Source organism: Streptomyces sp. KM273126 (genome assembly GCF_004337435.2).
Classification (GTDB): Bacteria; Actinomycetota; Actinomycetes; order Streptomycetales; family Streptomycetaceae; genus Streptomyces; species Streptomyces acidicola.
Window position 1 is genome coordinate 6,580,484 of the sequence record NZ_SJXB02000001.1, and the last position, 21,783, is coordinate 6,602,266.

The 21,783-nt window shown below is 68.5% G+C and carries 23 protein-coding genes and 2 pseudogenes; 12 read left to right on the forward strand and 13 right to left on the reverse strand.

Annotated features, from left to right (window positions below; all coding sequences use genetic code 11):
* Positions 1-47: 47 nt before the first annotated feature.
* The 4 genes from E0500_RS45090 to E0500_RS28195 form a co-directional block, all read right to left on the reverse strand.
* Positions 48-440, reverse strand: a complete 393-nt coding sequence (locus E0500_RS45090) for an SDR family NAD(P)-dependent oxidoreductase (RefSeq protein ID WP_309505249.1) — start codon at positions 438-440, stop codon at positions 48-50.
* Positions 401-736 carry an SDR family NAD(P)-dependent oxidoreductase gene (locus E0500_RS45095; RefSeq protein WP_309505167.1) on the reverse strand — a complete coding sequence of 112 codons (336 nt, stop codon included), beginning with the start codon at positions 734-736 and terminating at the stop codon, positions 401-403. Before E0500_RS45095 ends, E0500_RS45090 begins: the two co-directional genes overlap by 40 nt.
* A 71-nt stretch (positions 737-807) precedes the next feature.
* Positions 808-1,131 carry a carboxymuconolactone decarboxylase family protein gene (locus tag E0500_RS28190; protein WP_131557906.1) on the reverse strand — a complete coding sequence of 108 codons (324 nt, stop codon included), beginning with the start codon at positions 1,129-1,131 and terminating at the stop codon, positions 808-810.
* A 513-nt stretch (positions 1,132-1,644) separates the two neighbouring features.
* Positions 1,645-2,076 (reverse strand): MarR family winged helix-turn-helix transcriptional regulator, encoded by a 432-nt coding sequence (locus E0500_RS28195; protein ID WP_399120007.1) that lies wholly within the window; start codon positions 2,074-2,076, stop codon positions 1,645-1,647.
* Between the two features lie 298 nt (positions 2,077-2,374).
* Here E0500_RS28195 and E0500_RS28200 point away from each other — a divergent pair, with 298 nt between their 5' ends.
* Positions 2,375-3,448: an alkene reductase gene (locus E0500_RS28200; protein WP_131558052.1), complete on the forward strand. Its 1,074-nt coding sequence runs from the start codon at positions 2,375-2,377 to the stop codon at positions 3,446-3,448.
* A 186-nt stretch (positions 3,449-3,634) separates the two neighbouring features.
* On the forward strand, positions 3,635-4,099 hold the full coding sequence (locus E0500_RS28205) for a nitroreductase/quinone reductase family protein (RefSeq protein WP_131557910.1): 465 nt from the start codon (positions 3,635-3,637) through the stop codon (positions 4,097-4,099).
* A gap of 87 nt (positions 4,100-4,186) precedes the next feature.
* On the opposite strand, the gene E0500_RS28210 is transcribed toward E0500_RS28205, so the two are convergent.
* Positions 4,187-5,662, reverse strand: a complete 1,476-nt coding sequence (locus E0500_RS28210) for an NAD(P)/FAD-dependent oxidoreductase (RefSeq protein WP_131557912.1) — start codon at positions 5,660-5,662, stop codon at positions 4,187-4,189.
* A gap of 897 nt (positions 5,663-6,559) precedes the next feature.
* Between E0500_RS28210 and E0500_RS45545 the strand changes: the two genes are divergently transcribed.
* The 4 genes from E0500_RS45545 (at position 6,560) to E0500_RS28225 (ending at position 9,043) form a co-directional block, all read left to right on the forward strand.
* On the forward strand, positions 6,560-6,751 hold the full coding sequence (locus tag E0500_RS45545) for an FAD-dependent oxidoreductase (protein WP_399120269.1): 192 nt from the start codon (positions 6,560-6,562) through the stop codon (positions 6,749-6,751).
* 5 nt (positions 6,752-6,756) lie between these two features.
* On the forward strand, positions 6,757-7,290 hold the full coding sequence (locus tag E0500_RS28215; RefSeq protein ID WP_131557916.1) for a DinB family protein: 534 nt from the start codon (positions 6,757-6,759) through the stop codon (positions 7,288-7,290).
* A 361-nt stretch (positions 7,291-7,651) separates the two neighbouring features.
* The gene (locus E0500_RS28220; RefSeq protein ID WP_131558054.1) at positions 7,652-8,791 is read left to right on the forward strand and encodes an inorganic phosphate transporter; all 1,140 of its coding nucleotides are present in this window, start codon (positions 7,652-7,654) and stop codon (positions 8,789-8,791) included.
* Positions 8,792-8,818: 27 nt separating this feature from the next.
* Positions 8,819-9,043 (forward strand): hypothetical protein, encoded by a 225-nt coding sequence (locus E0500_RS28225; RefSeq protein ID WP_131557918.1) that lies wholly within the window; start codon positions 8,819-8,821, stop codon positions 9,041-9,043.
* A 270-nt stretch (positions 9,044-9,313) separates the two neighbouring features.
* Here E0500_RS28225 and E0500_RS28230 read toward each other — a convergent pair whose 3' ends face one another.
* Positions 9,314-10,357 carry an NAD(P)-dependent alcohol dehydrogenase gene (locus tag E0500_RS28230; RefSeq protein WP_131557920.1) on the reverse strand — a complete coding sequence of 348 codons (1,044 nt, stop codon included), beginning with the start codon at positions 10,355-10,357 and terminating at the stop codon, positions 9,314-9,316.
* Positions 10,358-10,452: 95 nt separating this feature from the next.
* Between E0500_RS28230 and E0500_RS28235 the strand changes: the two genes are divergently transcribed.
* Positions 10,453-11,049: a TetR family transcriptional regulator gene (locus tag E0500_RS28235; protein ID WP_131557922.1), complete on the forward strand. Its 597-nt coding sequence runs from the start codon at positions 10,453-10,455 to the stop codon at positions 11,047-11,049.
* A 48-nt stretch (positions 11,050-11,097) separates the two neighbouring features.
* Here E0500_RS28235 and E0500_RS28240 read toward each other — a convergent pair whose 3' ends face one another.
* Complete coding sequence (locus E0500_RS28240) at positions 11,098-11,571, reverse strand: DUF3592 domain-containing protein (RefSeq protein WP_131557924.1); 474 nt, start codon at positions 11,569-11,571, stop codon at positions 11,098-11,100.
* Positions 11,572-12,135: 564 nt separating this feature from the next.
* Between E0500_RS28240 and E0500_RS28245 the strand changes: the two genes are divergently transcribed.
* Both E0500_RS28245 and E0500_RS28250 read left to right on the forward strand, forming a co-directional pair.
* Positions 12,136-13,440 (forward strand): MFS transporter, encoded by a 1,305-nt coding sequence (locus tag E0500_RS28245; protein ID WP_309505168.1) that lies wholly within the window; start codon positions 12,136-12,138, stop codon positions 13,438-13,440.
* A gap of 237 nt (positions 13,441-13,677) precedes the next feature.
* A pseudogene (locus E0500_RS28250) lies at positions 13,678-14,323 on the forward strand (FAD-dependent oxidoreductase); the annotation flags it as partial.
* Here the strand turns inward: E0500_RS28250 and E0500_RS45550 are convergent.
* A pseudogene (locus tag E0500_RS45550) lies at positions 14,272-14,460 on the reverse strand (hypothetical protein); the annotation flags it as partial. The pseudogenes E0500_RS28250 and E0500_RS45550 sit on opposite strands and share 52 nt — an antisense overlap.
* A gap of 142 nt (positions 14,461-14,602) precedes the next feature.
* Between E0500_RS45550 and E0500_RS28255 the strand changes: the two are divergent.
* The 3 genes from E0500_RS28255 to E0500_RS28265 all read left to right on the forward strand — a co-directional run bounded on the left by E0500_RS28255 (position 14,603) and on the right by E0500_RS28265 (position 16,415).
* The gene (locus tag E0500_RS28255) at positions 14,603-15,229 is read left to right on the forward strand and encodes a class I SAM-dependent methyltransferase (RefSeq protein WP_131557928.1); all 627 of its coding nucleotides are present in this window, start codon (positions 14,603-14,605) and stop codon (positions 15,227-15,229) included.
* Between the two features lie 35 nt (positions 15,230-15,264).
* Positions 15,265-15,756, forward strand: coding sequence for a DinB family protein (locus E0500_RS28260; protein ID WP_131557930.1), 492 nt, complete (start codon positions 15,265-15,267; stop codon positions 15,754-15,756).
* A 299-nt stretch (positions 15,757-16,055) separates the two neighbouring features.
* Positions 16,056-16,415 carry a DUF6204 family protein gene (locus E0500_RS28265; protein ID WP_131557932.1) on the forward strand — a complete coding sequence of 120 codons (360 nt, stop codon included), beginning with the start codon at positions 16,056-16,058 and terminating at the stop codon, positions 16,413-16,415.
* A 183-nt stretch (positions 16,416-16,598) separates the two neighbouring features.
* Here the strand turns inward: E0500_RS28265 and E0500_RS28270 are convergent, their stop codons facing one another.
* The 5 genes from E0500_RS28270 to E0500_RS28290 all read right to left on the reverse strand — a co-directional run bounded on the left by E0500_RS28270 (position 16,599) and on the right by E0500_RS28290 (position 21,611).
* Positions 16,599-17,405, reverse strand: coding sequence for an urease accessory protein UreD (locus E0500_RS28270; RefSeq protein WP_131557934.1), 807 nt, complete (start codon positions 17,403-17,405; stop codon positions 16,599-16,601).
* A 17-nt stretch (positions 17,406-17,422) separates the two neighbouring features.
* Positions 17,423-18,136 (reverse strand): urease accessory protein UreG, encoded by a 714-nt coding sequence (ureG, locus tag E0500_RS28275; protein WP_131557936.1) that lies wholly within the window; start codon positions 18,134-18,136, stop codon positions 17,423-17,425.
* 44 nt (positions 18,137-18,180) lie between these two features.
* On the reverse strand, positions 18,181-18,855 hold the full coding sequence (locus tag E0500_RS28280) for an urease accessory protein UreF (protein WP_131557938.1): 675 nt from the start codon (positions 18,853-18,855) through the stop codon (positions 18,181-18,183).
* Positions 18,856-18,951: 96 nt separating this feature from the next.
* Positions 18,952-20,946 carry an urease subunit alpha gene (gene ureC, locus E0500_RS28285; RefSeq protein ID WP_131557940.1) on the reverse strand — a complete coding sequence of 665 codons (1,995 nt, stop codon included), beginning with the start codon at positions 20,944-20,946 and terminating at the stop codon, positions 18,952-18,954.
* Between the two features lie 8 nt (positions 20,947-20,954).
* A complete protein-coding gene (locus tag E0500_RS28290; RefSeq protein WP_131557942.1) occupies positions 20,955-21,611 on the reverse strand; it encodes an urease subunit gamma in 657 nt (218 codons plus the stop codon).
* Positions 21,612-21,783: the final 172 nt, after the last annotated feature.

Genomic DNA, 21,783 nt, shown 5'->3' on the forward strand with positions numbered 1-21,783 from the left:
AGGAGGCGTTCGCGTGGGCGAGGTCCGAGCCCAGCTCGCGTGAGGCATCAACCTGTGCGAGGAGTTGCCTGGCCTTGGCCTCGACGGCTTCGAGGCAGTCGTCGTCGGCGACGAACCGCTGCGGCGGCTGCTGCGTAGTCGTCGATGCTCAGCTCCGCGTAGGTGGTGGAGGCATCCTCCAGCAGCTCGGTGCGGAAGAAGCCCGGCTCGATGATCGTGGTGTGGATGCCGAACGGTTCGACATCGTGGTCCAGGGACTCCATGAAGCCCTCCACGCCGAACTTGGCCGCCGAGTGGGCAACGCAGAAGGCGACACCGACCGCTCCTGCCAGAGAGGACACGGTGATGACGTGCTCGGAACGCTGGGCGCGCATGACGGGCAGGACAGCGCGGGTGATGTTCATGGGTCCGAACAGGTTCGGTTCGTTCTGGGCCCCAATCTGCGCCTCGGAGAGCTCTTCGAAGAAGCCGCGTAGAACTTGGCCGCGTTGTTGATCAGGACGTCGATACGGCGGAAGCGGTCCACGGCGGCTTGGACGGCGCTCTTGGCGGCGTCCGGGTCGGTGATGTCCAGGGTGGTGACCAGGAGGCTGTCCTGGTCACCACCGAGGGTTTCCACGACCTTCTGGGGGCGGCGGCCGGTGGCCACGACCTGGTCGCCTGCTTGGAGGGCCCGGCGGGCGATGTCCACGCCGAGTCCGTGCCCGGCGCCGGTGATGAAGAAGACCTTGCTCATGAGGGGTATCGCTCCATGAGGTACTGGCCGGAGGTACTGGGGAGATCCGTGAGGCAACTGGGGAGAGGGGTTCAGGCTGCGGTGCGCTCGTCGGTGATCTTCTTGAGCTGGTTGATCGCCGTCATGGCGTTGGGCCAGCCCGCATAGAAGGCCAGGTGCGTGATCGCCTCGGACAGCTCCTCGACACTCAGGCCGTTGTCCAGGGCCACACCCAGGTGGTAGCCGAGTTGCTCGCTGCGGTACAGGGCCGACAGCACGCTCACCGTGACCAGGCTGCGGTCCCGCGGGGACAGCCCGGGGCGCTCCCAGACATCGGCGAAGAGGACGTTGTTGGTTACCTCGACCAGCTTCGGCGCGATCTCGGCAAGTTCCTGGGGTGCGGATTGCTGGGGCATGGGAACTCCTCGATCAAAACGGTACGAACCGGTAAGGCCTACTGTGTGGCCAAGCCGGGCTTGCGGCAGCCGCAGCCCCGAGTCCAGTGGCACCCGATGGCCTCAGCTGCTGCCGCTGTCGAGGAAACCGCAGGTCAATAAGGTGGAGAAGGGTCTGCCGTTACAGGTACTGACAGAACCCCCCCCGCACGCACATGCACCAGGCCGCCCAGCCTGGGATGCGTGATCACTGAGCGGACGCCTCGCCGGAGCCTCCGGAAAGTCCTCGGGCCGTCACGAACGCACTACGGCAATGGCCGCCAAGGGGCGGCGCACCCGTCCCAGCGCCGCGGTGCACCGTCCGCGAGCTCGTAGCCTCCTCGCGGAGCCTCGTTCTCGGTCCGTAGATCCTCAGCCGTCGGCCGGGGCACCCACCGTTTTCTTCCTCCGCGTGCTCGTCTGCCCCGGCGCGGAGGGCTGCGACGGCGTGACGGCGGCATACCTGCATGCCAACCCGCCTGGCGGGCCGCGGTGTTACGCCAGGGGCGTTTGGCGTCCGACCGCCTGGCTGAGCTTGTCCTCGATCCGGTCCAGTACGCGGATCATGTAGCCCTGTTCCTCTGCGGCCAGGCCGGCGGCGACGCTGTTTTCGAGTTCCGCCCACACACGCTCGACTTCTTTACGCAGGGCGAGGCTGGCGGTGGTCGGTTCGATGATGGTGGCGCGCTTGTCGGTCTCGCTGGGACGGCGGCGGACGAAGCCGGCGTTCTCCAGCCGCTTGACCGTACGGGTCATGGTGGCGGCGTCCGAGCCGAGCAGACGCACGAGGTCCGTCTGCCGTTGTGGGCCGAGGTCCCACAACTGCATCATCACGAGTTCCTGTCCCGGATGCAGTCCCACGCGCCGCAGAAGCTGTGCGGCGAGCAGCCGGTGGAGGCGGGCCACGCGGAAGATGGCGTGGGTCATGGCCCCGGCCTGAACCGAGGGCGGCATCGGAGGGCACGCGAGGTCCGTATGGGACTCGGCGGCCGATTCGACTCCCGAAGCCTTCGCCATGTGGCCTCACGCCCTTCCCGGAGTCACTGCCTGAACAGGTGGATTCTACCGCCGACCCTCTTGCCGTTTTCGTTCGCGTTCACCAGGAACGACGAGTGCGGAAGTGACGCAGCTCACACTCGCTCGGGAATCGTCGAAGCGATTTACCTGTTCGAGCAAGTAATGGCATTGTGTGATGCCGCGTAACCGATTCGAACAGGACTCGATCATGACCACGGTCTTCGACCCCCACGACCTCGGCGGCCTCCGGCTGGCCAACCGCATCGTGATGGCTCCCATGACCCGCAGTCGCGCGTACGGCCCCGGGCAGAGCCCCACCGATCTGATGGCCACCTACTATGCGCAGCGCGCGAGCGCCGGGCTGATCGTCACCGAGGGCACGCAGCCGTCTGTTGTCGGCCAGGGCTACCCGGACACCCCCGGTATCCACTCCGCCGAGCAGGTCGCGGCCTGGCGCAAGGTCACCGACGGCGTGCACGCCGAAGGCGGCAAGATCTTCCTCCAGTTGATGCACACCGGACGCGTCGGCCACCCGAGCCTGATGGGCCTCACGCCGGTCGGCCCCTCCACGGTCAAGGCCGCGGGCCAGGTGTACACACAGGACGGGCCGCAGGACTTCGTCACGCCGTACGAACTGACCGATGCGGAGATCACGGAGACGATCGCGGACTTCGCCGCCGCGGCGCGCAACGCAGTCGAGGCCGGCTTCGACGGTGTGGAACTGCACGGCGCGAACGGCTACCTCATCCACCAGTTCCTCGCCCCGAACTCCAACCAGCGCACCGACGCCTGGGGCGGCAGCCCCCAGCGGAGGATCCGCTTCGCCGTCGAGACCGCGAAGGCGGTGGCCGAGGCCATCGGTGCCGACAAGGTCGGCTTCCGCATCTCGCCCGGCAACCCCTACAACGACATCGACGAGAGTGACCCGACGGACGTCGAGGCCACCTACACCGCCCTCGTGGAGGACCTCGCCCCGCTCTCTCTGGCCTACCTGCACCAGATGGAGGCCCCCGGCGTTCGCGACCTGGTCCTGCGGCTGCGCAAGGCGTGGCCGGGCACCTTCGTCCTCAACCCCTTCACGGGGACGGAGCCCACGGGCCCCGATGCCCTGTCGCTCATCAACGACGGCACCGCCGACCTGATCGCCTACGGGGCCCTCTTCCTGGCCAACCCCGACCTCCCCGCCCGCCTCGCCGTCGGCGGCCCCTTCAACACCCCGGACCGCGCCACCTCCTTCGGTGGCGATCACCGCGGCTACACCGACTACCCGACCCTCGGCTGACCGCATCCTCCGCTGAGGTCAACCCGGTGCGGGTGCCCAGGACAAGGGCACCCGCACCCGTGGTGCACCCTCGCGCAGGCATCCCCGCAGCCCGCCGTGCCGACCCGTCGTCGCACTTCTACGCGGCAGGCGGCCCGCATAATTGTCCGAACAAGTAAATCCCTCGGCGTGACATCCGGAGCCACCATGACCTTCACCTCTCGACCCGGCACCTACGGAGCCCGACAGCCTGGAACCGCAGTGCGCTGGCTGAACAAGCTGACCATGCGGCGCATCCTCCGCAAGGGCGGGGGGAAGATGCTCGGAGGCCTGGACGCTCTCGTCCTGACGACCCTGGGGAAGAAGAGCGGAGAGCCACGTGTCTCCCCGGTGTGCTGGTTCCCCGGCGACAACGGAAGCTGGCTCATCGTGGCCTCGGCCAACGGAGCCCCGAAGAACCCCGCCTGGTACTACAACCTGGCCGCCCACCCCGACAAGGCGCAGATCACCATCGACGGCCAAACCGTGCCCGTCACCGCCGAACAACTCCATGGCGAAGAACGCGCACGCGCCTGGCAGAAGATCGCCGACTCGTCGGCACGCTTCGCCGCGTACCAGAACAAGACCGACCGCGAGCTGCCCGTCATCCGCCTCACCCCGCGCTCCGCTTAGGCCTCGTGCCCTGGGTGAGGCGTGGGCCGGCCTGTGTGGTGAGAAGTGCTACGGCTCTCGCGGCTCATGCTGGGCTCGGGGGCCGACTCATCTCCCGCCGCCCGTACGCCGCTTCGAGCGGAGGGTCTCCAGAAGCCGGAGCCAGATCTCGCTGGCCGTCGGATAGCTGGGAACGACGTGCCACAGAGTGGAAACAGGAATCCGGCCCACGATCGCTGTGGTCGCCGAGTGCACGAGTTCGGCGATGCCGGCGCCGACGAAGGTGGCTCCCACCACCACGTCGTCGTTGCGGTCGACGACAAGCTTGGCAAGACCTCGGTAGTCCGCGCGCATGACGTAGGTTCCGGCGAGTGCGGCGAGGTCGTACTCGACGGTTTCCACGTCCATACCGGCGTCTCGTGCCTGCTGTTCGGTCATTCCGGCGCTGCCGACCTCAGGGTTGGTGAAGACGACTTGGGGAAGCCCGATGTGTCCGACGGCGGAAGAGGGCAGTTCGGCGGAGCCTTGTGCGCGTGCGGCGATCACCTCTCCGGCGATACGGGCCTGGTACTTGCCCATGTGCGTCAGCAGTGCGCGGCCGCACGCGTCGCCGATGGCGTACAGCCAGCTGCCGTTCACCTGCCGCAGGCACTGATGGTCGTCGACAGCGAGATATCCGCCGGGGTGTAGGCCCACGGTGTCGAGACCGATGTCGTCGGTGTTCGGAATGCGCCCGGTGGCTACGACGACCTCGTCGGCGACCATGATCGTGCCGTCGTCGAGCGTCACGCTGACTTCCCCGCCATGAATGCGACCGTGCCCGGTGTCACGGGGATCGGCCCGCTTGACCTGAGACAGGTTGAGCCTCGGGTACAACTGCACGCCACTGTCCTGCAGGGCCTGGCCGACGAGTGTGCCTGCGAAGGGTTCCTGCCGGGCCAGCAGCCGGTCGTCGCGATACACGATCGACACCTCGCTCGCTCCCAGCCCGCGCAGCCAGGTTGCCGACTCACAGGCGACCACGCCGCCGCCCTGGACGATCACCCGACGTGGCACCTCCCGCATCGTGGTCACGTCGCGCGACGTCCATGGCAGAGCTGCACGTAACCCGGGAACGTCGGGCACGGCTGGGCGGGAGCCCGTGTCGATGACCACGGCATGGTTGGCCGTCAGCGTCGTGGTTGAACCGTCCGGGCGGACCACAACCACGGTGCGCTCGCCCGCCAGCCGTCCGTAACCGCGGACGACGTCGATACCTGTGGAAAGGGCCCAGGATATCTGCGAGCTGTCGTCCAGTTGATTGATCACACGGTCACGCCGTGCGAGAACCCCGGCGGCCTCCAGGCGGGCTGACAACCCCGGCAGATGCTCAGCCGAGTCCACGATCTCGACCGGCCGCAGCAGTGCCTTGCTGGGCATGCAGGCCCAGTAAGAGCATTCGCCCCCAAGCAGGCTGTTCTCAACAATCACCGAGGACAGGCCGGAGAACTGGCTTGCGTACTGAGCGGCATTCTCACCGGCGGCGGCACCACCCAGAACGATGACATCCCACGTTGAGCGGTCCGGATCCACAGTCGCGGTCATGCGTATCCCTCCCATCACCGCTCAGTGCCCTTCAGCTGCCTGTGCCTCATGGAATGGCGCGTACCAGGGCGGCGGGCGGTCAGTTCAGGTCACGGTGCCTTCTGGCAGTTGTGCACGTCGCCTGTGGCCACGAGTCCCGAGCTCCGGGGCGTGAGGGTGCGCCTACGAAGCACCTGGTGGGGGTTGCGGGAGCACCGGAGCAGCGTTGTTGTGGAAGCCCCTGCCGTGGGGGTGCGCGCGCCGAAGAGTCCCCTCCACGATACTGCTCTGCCACGGCAGCGCCACTCGTGCCTCAGGGCAACGCCAGTCGGCATCCGCCGCAGCTGTTTGGGCCGCAGGCTGCCCCCATGGGTGCGCACAGCCGTCGCCCAGGAGAAGGAGAGGGTCAGTTGCGGCCGGCCATGACTCCGCCGTCGACGTCCCAGACCGCGCCGGTCACCCAGCCTGCACGTCGTGCTCGCCGTGCCGCTCGCTCTGACCCGTGCCCGCATCGACTTCGGTGGCGCGCTTCCCTCCGAGCTCGTCGGTCTTGCCCGTGCCACCCGTATGGATGGGTGCCGTGATTGCTGTGATCAAGGTCGTCGGTCGTCGCGGTGTATCGCGAGGCGTTCTGGCGCGCTCAGGGTGTTGCCGGTGCGGCGTTCTCACGGACCGGACCGCTGCAGGAGGTGCACGACATGTCGGGGCCGCATGGCAGGCCGGCGGCTCTGTTCGGGTTCGCCCCTGCGAGCGCCGGCGGCCCCGGCTTCCGCCTGGCCGTGACCGACCAGCTCACCGAGTTGTTCGGCCCGACAGCGTCGCACCCCGACGCGTTGTACGTCCCGGACTGGAGCGCCGAGCAGTGGACGGTCACCGCCTGGGGTGGAACCCCTCAACGACTGCAGCCTCTTCGGGCATGTGCTGTACCGGCAGCCGGCTCTCGGAGGACGCTTGCACTGGGCGTCGACAGAGACCGCGGCCGCCGAACACGCCGGTCACATCGAAGGTGCCCTGGCCGCCGGCGAGCGCGCGGCCCGTGCCGTCCTGAACGCGGCCACCTCCGAATCCACCGTCCCCCGCCAGACTCCCACTCCGATCACACACAGGTGACCTCCATGTACGAAGTAGAAGCACTCCTGCGGGAGTACGACCGAGCCCGCGCCTACACAGACCAACTCTGGAAGGACCTCAGCCCGGACGAGGTCGTCTGGCGCCCGCACGAGAACTCCAGCGCCATCGGCTGGCACCTGGGCCACCAGGCGCACGTCGCACACTTCATGATCCGCAACCTGACCGCGGCGGAGCCCAGCCCCGACCCCGCGCTGGACACCATCATGGACTCCGCACAGCCCGAGCAGTTCCGGGGAGGACTACCCACCATCGAACGGCTCACCGCCTTCCGCGACACCGTCGCCGAACGCGTCCACGCACGCATCGGCGACATCGCCGGCGGACGGGTCAAGGTCCCTGACCAGCTCAGCGTCGTCGCGACTCACCTGCTGGTCGCCCTGATCAACCACGAATACCAGCACGACCAGTGGATCGGGGAAGTCCGCTCAGAGGCTCTCGGTCACGTTCTTCCGCCCGACCCGGAGAGCAGCCAGGTCACCCGCCTGGACGGATACCTCGTCCTCAACCCGCTCGCCTGAGCCCCGCTCGTCCGACGAGCAGCCCACCACCAACATGCGCACCGAACCGCGCGCCGGGGCGGCCCAACAAGATCACGAGCTGGCGCGACTACAGCTGGGTGTCATGTTCCGCCTCACCGGGGCCTGTTCAGGCAGGGCCCGGGCGCTCGGGTTGCGTATCGCGGTGGCCCCGTCAGGATGGAAAGCGAAAGAGATTTCGTCACAGGTTGCCGTGCGGGGCGTTGTCGCATGTGCGGATTCCCCTGCGGCCAGCACGTCGTGTACCAGGGCAGCTCTGGCCGGGCGTCAGCGTGGGGACGGGCGAAGGACGTTCATCGATTCGCACGATTCGCACGACGCGCCAAGCGGGAGGGCGTCGGCGGTGGAAAGTATTTCCTTTCTCCTGATCGCGGTCATTCTGACGGCATTGGCCTTCGATTTCACCAATGGTTTCCACGACACCGCCAATTCCATGGCGACCTCCATCGCGACCGGGGCACTGAAACCACGGGTGGCCGTCGCCGTCGCCGGCGTACTGAACCTCGCCGGCGCCTTTCTCTCCACAAAAGTGGCCGCCACGATCTCGAACGGGCTCGTCAACGACTCCAAGGTCTCCCTGGTGATGATTTTCGCCGGTCTGGTCGGCGCGATCCTGTGGAACCTCACGACCTGGCTCTTCGGATTGCCGTCCAGTTCGTCGCACGCGCTGTTCGGCGGACTGATCGGTGCGGTGTGGGTGGGAGCGGGCGGATCAGCGATCCGCTTCACTCAGTTGGTGGAGAAGATCGTGATCCCGGCGATCGCCTCACCGATCCTGGCGTGTGGGGTGGCCCTGGTCGCGACGTACCTGGCTTACAAGATCACCCAGCGCACCGCCGAACGCAAGGTCAACAAGGGTTTCCGTGCGGGCCAGGTCGGATCGGCCTCCCTGGTGGCCCTGGCCCACGGCACCAACGACGCGCAGAAGACCATGGGTGTCATCACCCTCGCGCTGATCTCCACCGGCATGCTGGCCCACGGCTCGCAACCGCCGTGGTGGGTGGTGCTCAGCGCCGGGCTGGCGATCTCCCTGGGTACCTACGTCGGCGGATGGCGGATCATCCGGACCATGGGCAAGGGCCTGACCGACATCCAGGCCCCGCAGGGATTCGCCGCGGAGACGACGGCGACGGCGGTCATCCTTGCCTCGTCGCACCTGGGGTTCGCACTGTCCACCACGCAGGTCTGCACCGGCGGCATCCTGGGATCGGGGCTCGGCCGCAAGCTGGCCAAGGTGCGGTGGGGCATCGCCGGGCGGATCGCGGTGTCCTGGGTTCTGACACTGCCGGCCGCCGCCGCGGCAGGCGCGGTCTCGGCCTGGGTGGCCGACCAGGGCGACCTGGGGGTGGCCATAGTGGCGGGCGTGGCCGTGGCCGCGGCGGTCGGCTTCTACGCCCTGTCCCGGCGCCGGCCGGTCACCCCGGACAACGTCAACGAGGTGCCGTCCCGGGAGCGCGAGCTCGCCGGCCCGTCCACCGTGTGATCACCGCAGTCGCAGAAGGAGCGCGAGATGGGCATCAAATGGGGCGACCTCGTGGATGTGTCCCTCGCCAGCTTCGGCATCACGATCGTGGTGGTGGTGCTGTTCTCGCTCGGTATCGCGGCCTGGAGCCGCGCCGGCGGCCCGAGCGACGACTCGGCGGGTGGCGGACCGGCGCGGGTGGCCGCGGTGCTCTGCTTTGCCGCGTGCCTGGCGGTGGCGGCGTACGGGATCGACATCATCGTCCCCGATTAGGCGGCACAAACAGGTCCGCGCAACGGGCGCGGCCGCGGCGGCCACGCGCTCCCTGTGTCCCCTTGCAGTCACTGCGGTCGACCTCGGCGACCTGCACCTCCCCTGTCGCCACCGCCGGGGTCTCCAGTGTGTCTTCTATATGAGCGTGTCTTCTATATGTCCGCCCTCATGAGCGTTCGCTACGACCCAACTTCCGGACGTTTGACGACCGCAAGCGCGCCGAGGGGCAGTGGGAGCCCCGGACGCGCCGCGGTTTCTGGTCCTCGCCGTTCAGTCCAGGTCGGACATGTCGAGTACGAAGCGGTAGCGGACCTCGTTGCGCCGGAGACGGGCGAGGGCCTCGTTCACCTGCGTCGAGGGGAGCACCTCGATGTCGGCGGTGATGCCGTGTTCGGCGCAGAAGTCGAGCATGGCGGCGGTCGCGGGCCTGCCGCCGCTGCCTCCGGAGCTGAGTTTCTTGCGTCCCACGAGCAGGTCGGTGGTCTCCACGGTGATGGATCCGAGGTGCCCGAGGTGGCTGAGCGTTCCGTCCATGGCGACCAGACGCAGGTAGGGGCCGAGGTCGTGCGGGGCGGAGATGGTGTCGATGACGACGTCGAACCGGTCGCGGGCGTCAGCCATCTGTTCCGGGTCCGTGGAGATGATGAGACCGTGGGCGCCGAGACGACGAGCGTCGTCGACCTTGTCCGGTGAGCGGCTGACAACCGAGGTGTCGGCGCCGAGCGCCACGGCGATCTTGACCGCGAGATGGCCCAGGCCGCCCAGTCCCGCCACGGCGACGCGGGTCCCCGGCCCCACTCCGAGGGCGTGCATCGGTTCCCAGACGGTGATCCCGGCACAGAGGAGAGGAGCGGCGGCGGCCGGATCCAGACCGGCGGGAAGAGGGTAGGCGAAGCGGTCGCGGACGACGTACTCGCGGGAGTAACCCCCCAGGGTGGTCGATCCGTCGTGCCGGTCGATGCCGTCGTAGGTCAGGGTCGGGAACGCGTGGCAGAAGTTCTCCTGACCGGCCCGGCACATGGCGCACTCGCCGCACGAATCGACGATGTTGCCCACCGCGACCGGGTCGCCGACGGTGAAGCGGGTGACCGCAGGTCCGGCCTCGGTCACCACGCCCGTGAACTCGTGCCCCGGCACCAGGGGCCGGCCTCCTTCGCCGTCCCGGGCGCCGACGGCGTGGACATCGGTGTGGCAGACACCGCAGTAGTCGACCCGGACCGCGATGTCGTCGGGGCGCAGGTCGCGCCGTTCCAGTGGCGTCCGCCGCAGTGTCGACGACGAACCTTCCACCTGCCAGCCAATCGTGCTCCTCATGACGCCTCCTCGTAGACAGACTGTTCGGTCTATTGACCGTAAGTGCATCCGGCCCGTACAGGCAAACTGACTGTTCTGTCTGATAGCGTCGGGGCATGGCTGATCAGCCCCTGACCTCGCGTGGAGCCGCGACGTACCAACGCATCCTCGATGTGGCGACCCAGGAGTTCGCCGAGCATGGGATCGCCGGTGCGCGCGTCGAGCGGATCGTGGCCGCGGCGCGCACGAACAAGGCGCAGCTCTACGCCTACTTCGGCAGCAAGGAAGGGCTCTTCGACGCCATCTTCTTCGGCTCGCTGGAGCGGATCGTGAATGTCGTCCCGATCGACGCCACCGACCTCGCGGACTGGGCCGTACGCCTCTACGACGAGTATCTCCGCCGCCCCGACCTCATCCGACTGGCCACCTGGGCGCGTCTGGAGCGACGCCCGGCCGGTCACCTGGTCGACGACTCCGACCGCCTCGACGACCGCAAGCTGCGCGCCATCGCCGAGGCGCAGGCCGCCGGTCTGGTGCGCGAAGGAGACCCGTTCGACGTGATGGCCATGGTGATCGCCATGTCCATGGCGTGGTCACCGGTCAGCAACGTCTACGCGGCGACCGCGCAGGAGCTTCCCGAACTGCACGAGCAGCGTCGAACCCTGCTCCATGAGAGCGTCCGCCGTGCCATGACGGCCGACCACATCCGCTGATGTGGCCATCACCTGCATGGAACCCGCGGCCTGGCCGCCGGACAGTCCCTAGGAACGTCCTCGCATCGCCAACGCAACGCCTGTCCCGATCCCCGCGATCAACAGCCCGAGCCCACCGAAGATCAGCGGCAGCAGCCACAGTGAGGCGAACCCGTTGATCCGCGCGTCCTCGGGGGAGTCTGCGCGGTAGAGCACCTCGACCTGCTCACCCACCTCGTACGACGGTGGATTGGAACCCGTGGAGTCCCGGAACTCCCTCGGCGTGCCATCCGCCGACGTGAACTCGACCACCGGGTACGCCGAGGGCTTGTCGTTCCCCCGCGTCTTGCGAGATGCGCCGTTGTAGTCGTCGTTCCGCCACTCCAGGGCCACCACCGCGCCCCGGGCGCGCTCCGCATCCGTCAGGAACGAGACCGACACCCCGGCAAGGATCAGCCCGATGGCGAAGAACAGCGCCCCGAACGCGATCGTCCCGATCGTGATCCACCGGCGAGCGCCCTGCCCACGTACCTGAACCTTCACGACGTCCCTCTCACTTGTCCGGAGTGAGAGGGACGCTATCCCAGACAGCCCGGTCGCCGTGCTCCCGCCCCCGGGTGATCCGGCAACGGGCCGCCGGCTGGAGGAGGATGCGGGCACTGAGCAGGGCGAACGAGGCTCGGCCGCACATCTGCCTTTTGATCGTCTTGATTCTGCTGACGTGGCCTTCGACGGCGTATGTTCGCCACGTAGCGGACGGCGCCGCGGCTCGGTCAGGCCCGCAACCTGTTCGACCAGTTGAGCCGCCCCACCCTCGTGACCCGGCGCGCACAGCCGGACTCCTCCCGCCGTCTGCCCGGCCCTTAATTGCCTTTCGTGCCCTGGCGAACGGGAGCTAGCGTTCGCTCAGCGAGTGAACCACGAGGAGCGAAGACATGGTCGGTCGTTCGAGCACGCGTTGACGTTTGAGGCCGTGAGCGGCCCGTCATCGCGTGCTGCCCTTGATGCGCGGCACAGCGAGCCTTCCCTTCCCGCTGACTGAAACGGTCGGCGCACCTGTCGTGCGCCGGTTGGCGGGTCTCGTCTTCGGCCATCCGAGGGGTCCCTGTGCCGTCTTCTTCCTCCGCTGTATCCGATTCCGGTCGACCTGTTCCGTCAAACCTGTGGCGGGACGGCGACTTCCGCAGGCTCTGGGTGGGTCAGACGGCTTCCCAACTGGGCGAACATGCAAGTCTGGTGGTTCTGCCGCTCTTCGCCGTCCTGACGCTCAACGCCGGTGCCGGCCAGTTGGGCGTCCTCCGCGCGGTGGGGCAGGCGCCGATCCTGCTGCTCTCGCTCTTGGTCGGCGCGTGGGTTGACAGGTGGCGGGCCGGCACGGTGATGGTGCTGACGGACGTCGGCCGGACCCTGGCACTGGGCGCTGCCGCCGTGGCCGGCTTCCTCGGTTGGCTGGGCCTGCCCGCGCTGTTCGTGGTCGCCTTTGCCGTCGGGGCTTTGTCCGTGTTCTTCGACGTGGCATACCAGGCGTCTTTGGTACGGCTGGTGAAACGCGATCAGTTGGTGCGGGGCAACAGCGCGCTCGAGGGCAGTCGGTCCGCTGCGCAGATCGGCGGTCCCGCCCTCGGCGGTGCGTTGGTGTCTGTGCTGTCGGCGCCGATCGCTGCCGCCTCCAGCGCAGTGTTTTTCGCGCTCTCGTTCCTGTCGATCCGACGGATCGGTCGCCGCGAATCCATCCCGGAACGCTCGGAACGTCCTCCTCGGGTCTGGCGGCGGATCCATGAGGGCCTCCGCTTTGTCGCCGGCGACACCTCCCTGCGGACTGTGTGCCTCGCATCAGCCGCCTTCCAGTTCTTCTTCGCGGCTGTGATGACCGTCTATCTGCTGTTCCTGCCACGGGACCTGCATCTGTCGGGCACCGCGGTTGGGCTGGCACTCGCGGCGACGGGGCCGGGGGCGCTCCTGGGCTCGTTGCTGGCCGCACGCCTACCGAGCCGCTTCGGACATGGCGTTGTGCTCGTGTCCGCGGCAGCACTCGGCGACGGCGTGTTCCTGTTTGTGCCTGCGCTGCACGGCTCCTCTGTGGTGACGGTTCCCGCGCTCCTTACGGTCAACTTCGTCTTCGGGATCTTCAGCCAGCTGGTGAATGTCACGGTCATGGCAGTCCGGCAGACCGTTACTCCGGACGGGATGCAAGGCCGCGTGGCCGCGACGATCAACTTTGTCGGCATGGGGCTGACCCCGCTCGGCTCGCTGCTCGGCGGTTTTCTCGCGGAAGTGTGGGGGACGCGCACCAGCCTCCTGGTAACAGCCGCAGGCATGCTGCTGTCGCCGGCGCTGATGGCCCTGTCCCCACTTGCCCGCCTGGGACAGACGCTTCCCGCCCCGCCGGAGACTCCGGTCCCGTCTGTGTGACGGTTTCTGTCGCCGGAACAGCCGACACAACTCCGTCAGCGGGTAGCCCACGACGAGATCCGCGCTGCCCCCTTCGGCTGCGGTCCGGCGTTCGTCGATTCGGGCTGTGGCGCGCATCGCATCCTGCCTGTGTCACGTCCAGGCCACCTGCTCCCATCTGGTGGGTGTCAGCAAGCGAGCCGAGGAGAACGGCACGGCGACCGCGCACCGTGTGGTGGTTCTGGGGGCTGGGTACGCTGGGTGACGGCGGTGGACGCGGACGCCAAAGCGGATCGACGACGACCGGGTGCTGCCCTGCGACACGTTGGTGTACGAGTTGGGCACTGTGGCCGACACGTCGGCGGTGCCGGGGGTCGAGGACCACGCGTACACCCTCAGCAGTGCCCAGGACGCCGAACTGTTGGCCGACCGGCTGGGGCGGCTCGGCACCGGCACGGTGGTGGTCGGCGGCAGCGGGCTGACCGGCATCGAGTCGGCCGCGGAGATCGCCGAGCGGCACCCGGAGTTGAACGTCGTGCTGCTGGGCCGGGCCGAGCCCGGTGCGGCCATGAACCCCAAGGCCAAGGCGTACGTGCACGCCGCGCTCGACCGGCTGGGCGTGAAGGTGCGCGCCGGGGTCGAGGTGGTGAAGGTGCGGCCCGACGCGGTCGAACTGGCAGGCGGGGAGAGCATCGCCGCCGACGCGATCGGCGACGCGGCCGCGATCCGCCAGGGCTACGGCGTCATGCACGGCACCTGCCAGGGCGGAATGCCGACCGGGGTGCACGCCGCGCTGTCGATCGACCGGGTGCTCAGGGGCAAGCAGCCCAAGCGGTTCCGCTTCGGCTACTACTACGCGCCGGTGAGCCTGGGACGTGGTGACGCCGTGGTGCAGTTCACCCAAACGCATTGAGCGTTGTCACCGGGTGCTGCCGCCGGGCCCGAGTAGGGCTTCTTGTGCCGGGACTTCGCCATGAGCAACAGCTGCGAGGCGCCCTGCACACCGAGGCGGGTCGGGGCGCAGTGGCGGTACTCGTGCACGCAGTCGCGGCCCGACCGCACCACCAAGCACGTCTTCCATCGCAGGGTCCATGTGGGCCGGCTTGCCGAAAGCGCAAGATTCCTCGCCACCTTGTGCCCCTCGGCTGAGACTGGCCACACCGAAACCGAGGGAAGGAACCCGATGGAGCGCGCTGACGCGGTGAGGTACTGGGACAAGGTGTATGCGGAGCGGCCCGCGCCCGCTGATCCGCAGCCGAACGACCGCCTCGTCGAGACGGCCACCGCATTGCCCCCAGGGGATGCGCTGGACCTCGGATGTGGTGGTGGCGGCGACGCACTGTGGCTCGCGCGGCGCGGCTGGCAGGTCACAGCACTCGACGTCTCGGCCGTGGCGACCAAACGACTCGCCCAGCTGGCCCGCTCACGCGGCCTGAGCGACCGGGTCACCGCCCAGCAGCACGACGTACGCGACTCGTTGCCCGAACGGCAATTCGATCTGGTTACCGCCCACTACTTCCACACCCCCTACGCGCAGGACAGGACAGCCATCCTCCGCTCCGCCGCCCACCTGCTGCGTCGGGGCGGACGAATCCTGGTTGTCGATCACGGATCAACAGCGCCGTGGTCATGGAATCAGGACCCGGACGTGAGGTATCCGAGTCCTCAAGAGGTCGCAGCCCTGATGCGCCTTTCCCCTGCGGGGTGGACGGTCGAACGCGCGGATGCGCCACACCGGATTGCGGTCGGCCCCGACGGCCGCACCGCCGAGGTCGTCGACCACGTCCTGCTCATCCGCCGGACTCAGTGATACCGGCCCAACAAGCACCCCCCGAGGAGAACGCCGTGCCCACCGCCTCCCGTCGCCATGACACCCCTCCGCCCCGCACCGCGAACAGCGAAGCCGACGTCCTGCGCGGATTCCTCGACTACCTGCGCGCCTCGATCGCCACGAAAGTCGAAGGAGCCGCGGAACCTCAAGTCCGAACACCGGCGGTGCCCTCGGGCACGAGCCTGCTCGGCCTGCTCAACCATCTGATCGCCGTCGAGAGCGCGACCTTCCTCGGCGAAAAGGTCACTGACTGGCAAGCGACACTCCAGCCTGTCCCTCAGGACAGCGTCTCCGATGTCGTCGCTCGCTACCAGGCCACCGTCGACCGCGCGAACAAGGTCCTCGACGAATGCACCGATCTCGGCGCACCTCTGCCCCGACCCGGGCGTTCAGGCCCGTCGCCGAGCATTCGCTGGGCACTCACCCACATGATCGAAGAAACCGGTCGCCACGCAGGTCACGCAGACATCCTCCGCGAACTCATCGACGGCACCACCGGGCGCTGAGCCGCGTTCCACCTCTCACATCCACCTAGCACCTGCGCACGTCCGGCCTTCGCTCTGCTCCCGGCTCCGGCTCCGCTGGGCTGTAGGCAGCAAGGCAGCAAGGCAGCAAGGCAGCAGGGCAGCAGGGCCCCCAGAACTCAAGGCACCACCTATGGCCGGGCCGTTCGGACCCTGCCCGCCCACGCTGCATGCGCTGTGATCCGGTTGCGATCACGAGCCTCGACGGACAGGTGGTCCCCTCGTGTCCGTCGCCGGAAACCAGGTGGAGCGCTACCGATCTCGCTGGTTAGTGTCGTGGGATGAGTACTCGTACCTTCCGTATCACCGTCCGCGGTGTCTTCGACGGACTCAGCGCCGATCAGCGGGCCGAACTCCTGGCCCGCGCCGCAGAGCACGATGTCCTGCGCGCGGCCTTCACACCTGAGGGGCATCTCAGCTACGACCTGGCAGCGCGATCCGCCTTCACCTTCCGTTTCCAGGATTCCGGGGAGGAAGAGGAGGACATCCTGGAGGCCTCCGAACGCGCTGAGGAGGCGGCGAAGACGTGGCTGACCGAGCGTGGCTACGGCTACAAGAACCTCAGGTCCCAGGCCGAGGACCTCTCCCAGGCGCCACTGGGCAAACGGCAGCGCCGCGCCGCAGCCCAGAAGAACGTCTGATCCTGCAGCTTCACTTTCGTAGCCACGCCGGCGAGTGCTTTCTCGCCCCGCCGATCCCGGCACGCAGGCGGTTCGTCCCTTCATTCCGTGGAATCCATTGCCACCTGTTACTCCTTGCCACCCCTTCATCTCCGGACAGCGGGTTGCGGCCGCTGACGGGCTGATGGCCTCAAGGGCTCTCGCCTACGGGGTGAGCGCTCGGTGCAGTGCCTGGTCCAGGAGGTGCCGCAGCCGGGTGGCGGTGTCGGCCACCACCGTGGCGAGGAGAGCCGGTCCGGCGAGGGGGACCAGCGCACCGTGGGCCGGGGTGTCGGGATTGCCGAGGAGGACCGGTGGGTTGGCGGCCGGGGTGAGGGACGGGTCGACGACGAGGAGTTGGCCGCAGGCGCGGTGCGAGCCTACGACGGCCGGGCCGTTCCAGGCGGGGTGGGGATGACCGTAGGAGGTGTGCTGGTCGAGAAGGGGGCGGCCGGCGCGGAGCACGGTGAGGCGGGTGGTCAGGTGGCCGCAGGTCTCACCGGTGCGGCCGAGGACCTGTTCGTCTCTCAGGACGAGGCGGGCGGTGGGAGCGAGGTCGACGGTGCAGGTCTGGCGGAGGATGCTGCCGGCGGTGCTGATCAGGGGCTGCGGTAGCCAGTGCAGGGCGGCGTCGTCGCCGACGGTGAGGCGGATGTCGTAGGTGGCGGCGTCATCGCTGGGGCCACGCAGGGCGATGGTGGAAGTGGCTGCGGTGATTTCGAGGCGGGCGTGCGGGCCGACGTCGGCGTGGAGGGCGAGTTGGTCGCCGCCGAGGGGGCCGCTCATGGCGCCGATGACGTCTACGCGAGCCAGGTCGCCGCGGGGGCGGAGCTTTTGAAGGTGGAAGGGGCCGTCGCTGCTGAGCAGCGGGAGGGTGGTGGTGCGGCCGTTGTGGTCGGCACGCACCCGGGCGGTTGCCACGACGCCGGATGTGTCCGGGAGGGATGGGCGGTCTTCGGCGAGCGTGCTCATGTCTCCTGCCGGGTGGGTCAGTGTGCGGTGACGGCGGGTTCGGGCCGTGCGGTCGGCTCGCGCCAGGCGGTGAGGCGTTCGAGTACCCAGTCGGTGACCGGCCGGACACCGTCGTCGGCGGTGAGGGAGGTGAAGACGACGGGGAGGGCGCCGCGTCGCTGGGCCGCGTCGGAGGCCATGGTGCCCAGGTCGGCGCCGACGTACGGAGCGAGGTCGGTCTTGTTGACGACGAGGAGGTCGGCGGTGGTGATACCGGGGCCGCCCTTGCGGGGGATGTCGTCGCCGCTGGAGACGTCGATGACGAAGATCTGCGTGTCGACCAGCCCCTTGGAGAAGGTGGCGGTGAGGTTGTCGCCTCCGGACTCGACGAGGATCAGGTCGACGGCGCCAAGGCGGTCTTCGAGCGCTTCCACGGCTTCCAGGTTGGCGGAGATGTCGTCGCGGATCGCGGTGTGCGGGCAGGCTCCGGTCTCCACGGCGGTAATTCGTTCGGGCGGCAGGACAGCTTCGCGGAGCAGGAACTCGGCGTCTTCAGAGGTGTAGATGTCGTTCGTGACGACGGCCAGCGCAAACCGGTCGCGCAGGGTGCGGCACAGTGCGGCGACGGTGGCGGTCTTGCCGGAGCCGACCGGACCGCCGAGGCCGATCCTGAGGGCGCGGCGGGTGCCGTCGGCGCGGCGGGCGTCGGCGGAGACGGCGCCGGGGGCGTCGTGCGTGTGGTCGAGGTGCATGGGCGTGAGTTCCTTGGTTCCTTGTGATGTTGGGACGGAAAGGCTCAGGAGGCGAAGAGACGCATCGGCCAGGCGGCGTGCTGTTCGGCGGTGATGTCGAGCAGTGGAGACGAGGCGGCCGGCAGGACGCCGACTCCCTCGTCGGCGACACGAGCGGCGGCGTCGGCGGCCTGGCAGGCAACGGCGTCGATGTCGTCGCAGAGACGGGCGATGACCGCGGTGGCGTCGAACGGGTCGAGTCCGAGCAGCCGTACGGCCGCGGTCGCGGGGGTTGTGACGCTGTCGAAGGCCGCGGCGTGTGCGGCGTCCAGCGCGGTGAGGCCTGCGGCGTGGGCGGCGATGCCCAGCACGACGGGCTGGTGGGCGCCGCCGGGCAGGTCGCGTGCGAGCCGCTCAAGCGCTGGGCACGGCCAGGCCGCGCGGGCCGCCCGCAGCATCTGCCGGCCCAGCTTGCGGGACGTGGCCCGCAGCGCCGGGGCGGGAGTACGGGCGTCGGCGGCCTCGTCCAGGACGAGCGGGTCGCATCCGGTGGCGGCCGCGGCGGCCAATGAGGCGGCGGTGAGGCCCGCGGTGCGCAGGCGGCCACGGCAGAACGAGTCGAGGGTGACGGGATCACGGACAGCTTGGGCGGCGACGGCGGCCTCGACGCCGCCGGAATGCGCGTGGCCTCCTGCGGGGAAGCGGCCGTCGGCGAGGACGAGGAGAGCGGTACGGCTCATGGACGACTGGCCATGCCTTTCGAGGGCGCGGCGGATGGGACGGGGCGGGCGGCGTCCGGCCTGCTCGGGCCGCCCGCCTCGTCGCTCGCCAGGCGGTCAGAAGATGAAGTAGCGCTGGGCCAGGGGAAGTTCCGACGCGTAGTGCGTGGGGGCCGGCCGCTGGGGGCAGCGCGCCTCCTCGGCCTGCGCCTGTTTGACCTTGCGTCGGCGCAGTTCGGTGATGCAGGTGTCCTCGATGAACACCTCGTAGGTGTCCGGGTCGACCCGGATGTTCGGGGTGGCGCTGTTGAGGATCATGTGCTCTTTGAACACTTGGCGGGTGTCCTTGATCTCGTACAGGGACTTGTTGATGCCGAGTTTCCGCGCGGTGACCGTGGCCTGTGGGCTGACGAAATTGAACGAGTTGGCACCCGGCGCGTTCCCCGTCGCGCCCCACACCGGGCGGGGCAGGACGGGTTGCGGCGTGGGGATGGAGGCGTTGGCGTCACCGACCTGCGCGTAGGCGATCTGCCCGCCCTTGAGAACGAGGTGCGGCTTCACGCCGAAGAACTTCGGCTCCCACAGCACCAGATCCGCCAGCTTGCCTGTCTCCACGGAGCCGATCAGGTCGTCCACGCCGTGGGCGATGGCCGGGTTGATCGTGTACTTGGCGACGTAGCGGCGGGCGCGGAAGTTGTCCGCCTCTTCCCGCTGCTGCTTCTGCTGCGCGTCGAGGCCTTCGCGCAGCTGGCCGTAACGTGTCCTCATCACATGGGCGGTCTGCCAGGTCCGCATGATCATCTCACCGATGCGGCCCATGGCCTGGGCGTCGGACGACATGATCGAGATCGCGCCCATGTCGTGCAGCAGATCCTCGGCCGCCATCGTCGAGGGCCGCACCCGGGAGTCGGCGAACGCCCGGTCGGCCTCCAGCTCCGGATTGAGATGGTGGCAGACCATCATCATGTCGATGTGTTCCTTGACGGTGTTGACCGTCAGGGGACGCGTCGGATTGGTCGACGCGGGCAGGACGTTCTTCTCCCCGCACAGGGTGATCATGTCCGGGGCGTGGCCGCCGCCCGCACCCTCGATATGGAAGATGTGCAGGGGACGGTCCTTGAACGCCGCCTTGGTGCTCTGCACGAAGCCCGCCTCGTTCAGCGAGTCCGCGTGCAGCGCCAGTTGCACGTTGGTGGACTCGCACACCTTCAGGCAGGCGTCGATGACCTGCGGGGTGGCGCCCCAGTCCTCGTGGATCTTGAAGCCGATCACGCCGGCCTTCACCTGGTCGAGCATGGACGTGCGGGACATGGTGCTGCCCTTGCCCAGCACCCCGACGTTCACCGGGAAGCCGTCGAGGGCCTTGAAGAGACGCTCGACGTGCCATTTGCCCGGGGTGACCGTGGTCGCGGTGGACCCCTCGGCCGGTCCGGTGCCACCGCCGATCAGGGTCGTCACCCCGGACGCGAGGGCCTCGACGACCTGCTCCGGGCAGATGAAATGGACATGGGTGTCCACCCCGCCCGCGGTCAGGATGCGGCCTTTCCCAGAGATCACCTCGGTCTCCGGGCCGATCACGAAGTCCGTCGGCCGGACCCGCGTCGGCCAGTCCGTCCGACCCTCATGGATCTTGTCCATGGTCTCCGGGTTGTACGCCTTGCCGAGGGAGATGATCCTCCCCTCGCGGATAGCGACGTCCGCCTTGACCACACCCCAGTGATCCAGGATCACCACGCCAGTGATCACCGTGTCCGGAGGGCCGTCCTTCCCGTCGCCGCGTGGCGTAGCCGACTGGCCCATCGACTCACGGATCACCTTGCCGCCGCCGAAGACCATCTCGTTCCCGCTTCTGCTCACCAGCGGGCTGACCTTTTCCTCGTTCTCGCCCTGGCAGTTGTCCTTGCCGTCGGGCGTGTCCTTGCCGTCGGGCTCGGGAACGACGGGAAGGCCTGCCCGCCGGTCTCCGGACAGACCGCCGGACCAGTCGTCGGTGACCTTGATACGCAGCGCGGTGTCCGCCAACCGGATCTCGTCCCCGGTCGTCGGGCCGAAGAGGTCGACGTACACCTCGCGCCTGGTCGTCCTGGTGTTCTTCCGCTCAACCACGGTCATCAGCTCCGTCACCGTCCGACTCGTCCAGGGCTCCGCTTCTTCAGCGGCCCGCCGACCTGCCCGCGCAGGCCCAGCACCTTCCGCTCGCCCTCGATGCGGACCAGCTCCACCGTGCGGCGATCACCCGGCTCGAACCGTTCGGACGTGCCGGCCGCGACGTTGAGCCGCTTGCCGTACGCCTGTTTCCGGTCGAACTCAAGCCCTTCGTTGACCTCAAAGAAGTGGTAGTGCGACCCGACCTGCACCGGCCGGTCGGTCGGGTTGTGCACCTCGATCTCACTGACGCCCGACTCCGGGTTCAAAGGCACCGACTCGTCGACGAAGTCGACTTTGCCGGGGTGGAGTTCGACCTCACCGCGCGGTGCGTCGAACGGGTCGTGGATCGTCACCAGCTTCGTGCCGTCCGGGAACGTCGTCTCGACCTGGACGTTGTCGATCATCTCCGGGACACCGTCCATGACGTCGTCCCGGGTCAGGACCCCCCGACCCGAGTCCATGATCTCGCCGACACTCCGGCCGATCCGCGCCTGGTCGTAGACGTAGGCAGTGAGCAGCGCCACCGCCTCCGGGTAGTTCAGCTTGATTCCCTGCTCCCTGCGCTGCCGCGCCACACCGGCCGCCACATGGACCAGCAGGCGCTCCTGCTCATGGGGACTGAAATGCATGGTGCCCTTCTCGGATCCAGCGACGAACGTATGTCGACGGCGCGGAGCGGGCCCACCGGATCCCAAAGCCGAACCACGCTGCGCCGCAGTCGATCGTCCTGGGCCGAATCGGTGCGTCGGCACCGAACCATCCCTTTCACCTCGGACGGACGGCGGGGCGAACACTTCGACG

Coding starts and splice junctions, on each gene's coding strand:
- E0500_RS45095 (WP_309505167.1), bottom strand. CDS start 736: ATGAGCAAGGTCTTCTTCATCACCGGCGCCGGGCACGGACTCGGCGTG.
- E0500_RS28255 (WP_131557928.1), top strand. CDS start 14,603: ATGGAGCGCGCTGACGCGGTGAGGTACTGGGACAAGGTGTATGCGGAG.
- E0500_RS28270 (WP_131557934.1), bottom strand. CDS start 17,405: ATGAGCACGCTCGCCGAAGACCGCCCATCCCTCCCGGACACATCCGGC.
- E0500_RS28195 (WP_399120007.1), bottom strand. CDS start 2,076: ATGACCCACGCCATCTTCCGCGTGGCCCGCCTCCACCGGCTGCTCGCC.
- ureC (WP_131557940.1), bottom strand. CDS start 20,946: ATGACCGTGGTTGAGCGGAAGAACACCAGGACGACCAGGCGCGAGGTG.
- E0500_RS28265 (WP_131557932.1), top strand. CDS start 16,056: ATGAGTACTCGTACCTTCCGTATCACCGTCCGCGGTGTCTTCGACGGA.
- E0500_RS28215 (WP_131557916.1), top strand. CDS start 6,757: ATGTACGAAGTAGAAGCACTCCTGCGGGAGTACGACCGAGCCCGCGCC.
- E0500_RS28230 (WP_131557920.1), bottom strand. CDS start 10,357: ATGAGGAGCACGATTGGCTGGCAGGTGGAAGGTTCGTCGTCGACACTG.
- E0500_RS28235 (WP_131557922.1), top strand. CDS start 10,453: ATGGCTGATCAGCCCCTGACCTCGCGTGGAGCCGCGACGTACCAACGC.
- E0500_RS28290 (WP_131557942.1), bottom strand. CDS start 21,611: ATGCATTTCAGTCCCCATGAGCAGGAGCGCCTGCTGGTCCATGTGGCG.
- E0500_RS28225 (WP_131557918.1), top strand. CDS start 8,819: ATGGGCATCAAATGGGGCGACCTCGTGGATGTGTCCCTCGCCAGCTTC.
- E0500_RS28205 (WP_131557910.1), top strand. CDS start 3,635: ATGACCTTCACCTCTCGACCCGGCACCTACGGAGCCCGACAGCCTGGA.
- E0500_RS28190 (WP_131557906.1), bottom strand. CDS start 1,131: ATGCCCCAGCAATCCGCACCCCAGGAACTTGCCGAGATCGCGCCGAAG.
- E0500_RS28280 (WP_131557938.1), bottom strand. CDS start 18,855: ATGAGCCGTACCGCTCTCCTCGTCCTCGCCGACGGCCGCTTCCCCGCA.
- E0500_RS28200 (WP_131558052.1), top strand. CDS start 2,375: ATGACCACGGTCTTCGACCCCCACGACCTCGGCGGCCTCCGGCTGGCC.
- ureG (WP_131557936.1), bottom strand. CDS start 18,136: ATGCACCTCGACCACACGCACGACGCCCCCGGCGCCGTCTCCGCCGAC.
- E0500_RS28210 (WP_131557912.1), bottom strand. CDS start 5,662: ATGACCGCGACTGTGGATCCGGACCGCTCAACGTGGGATGTCATCGTT.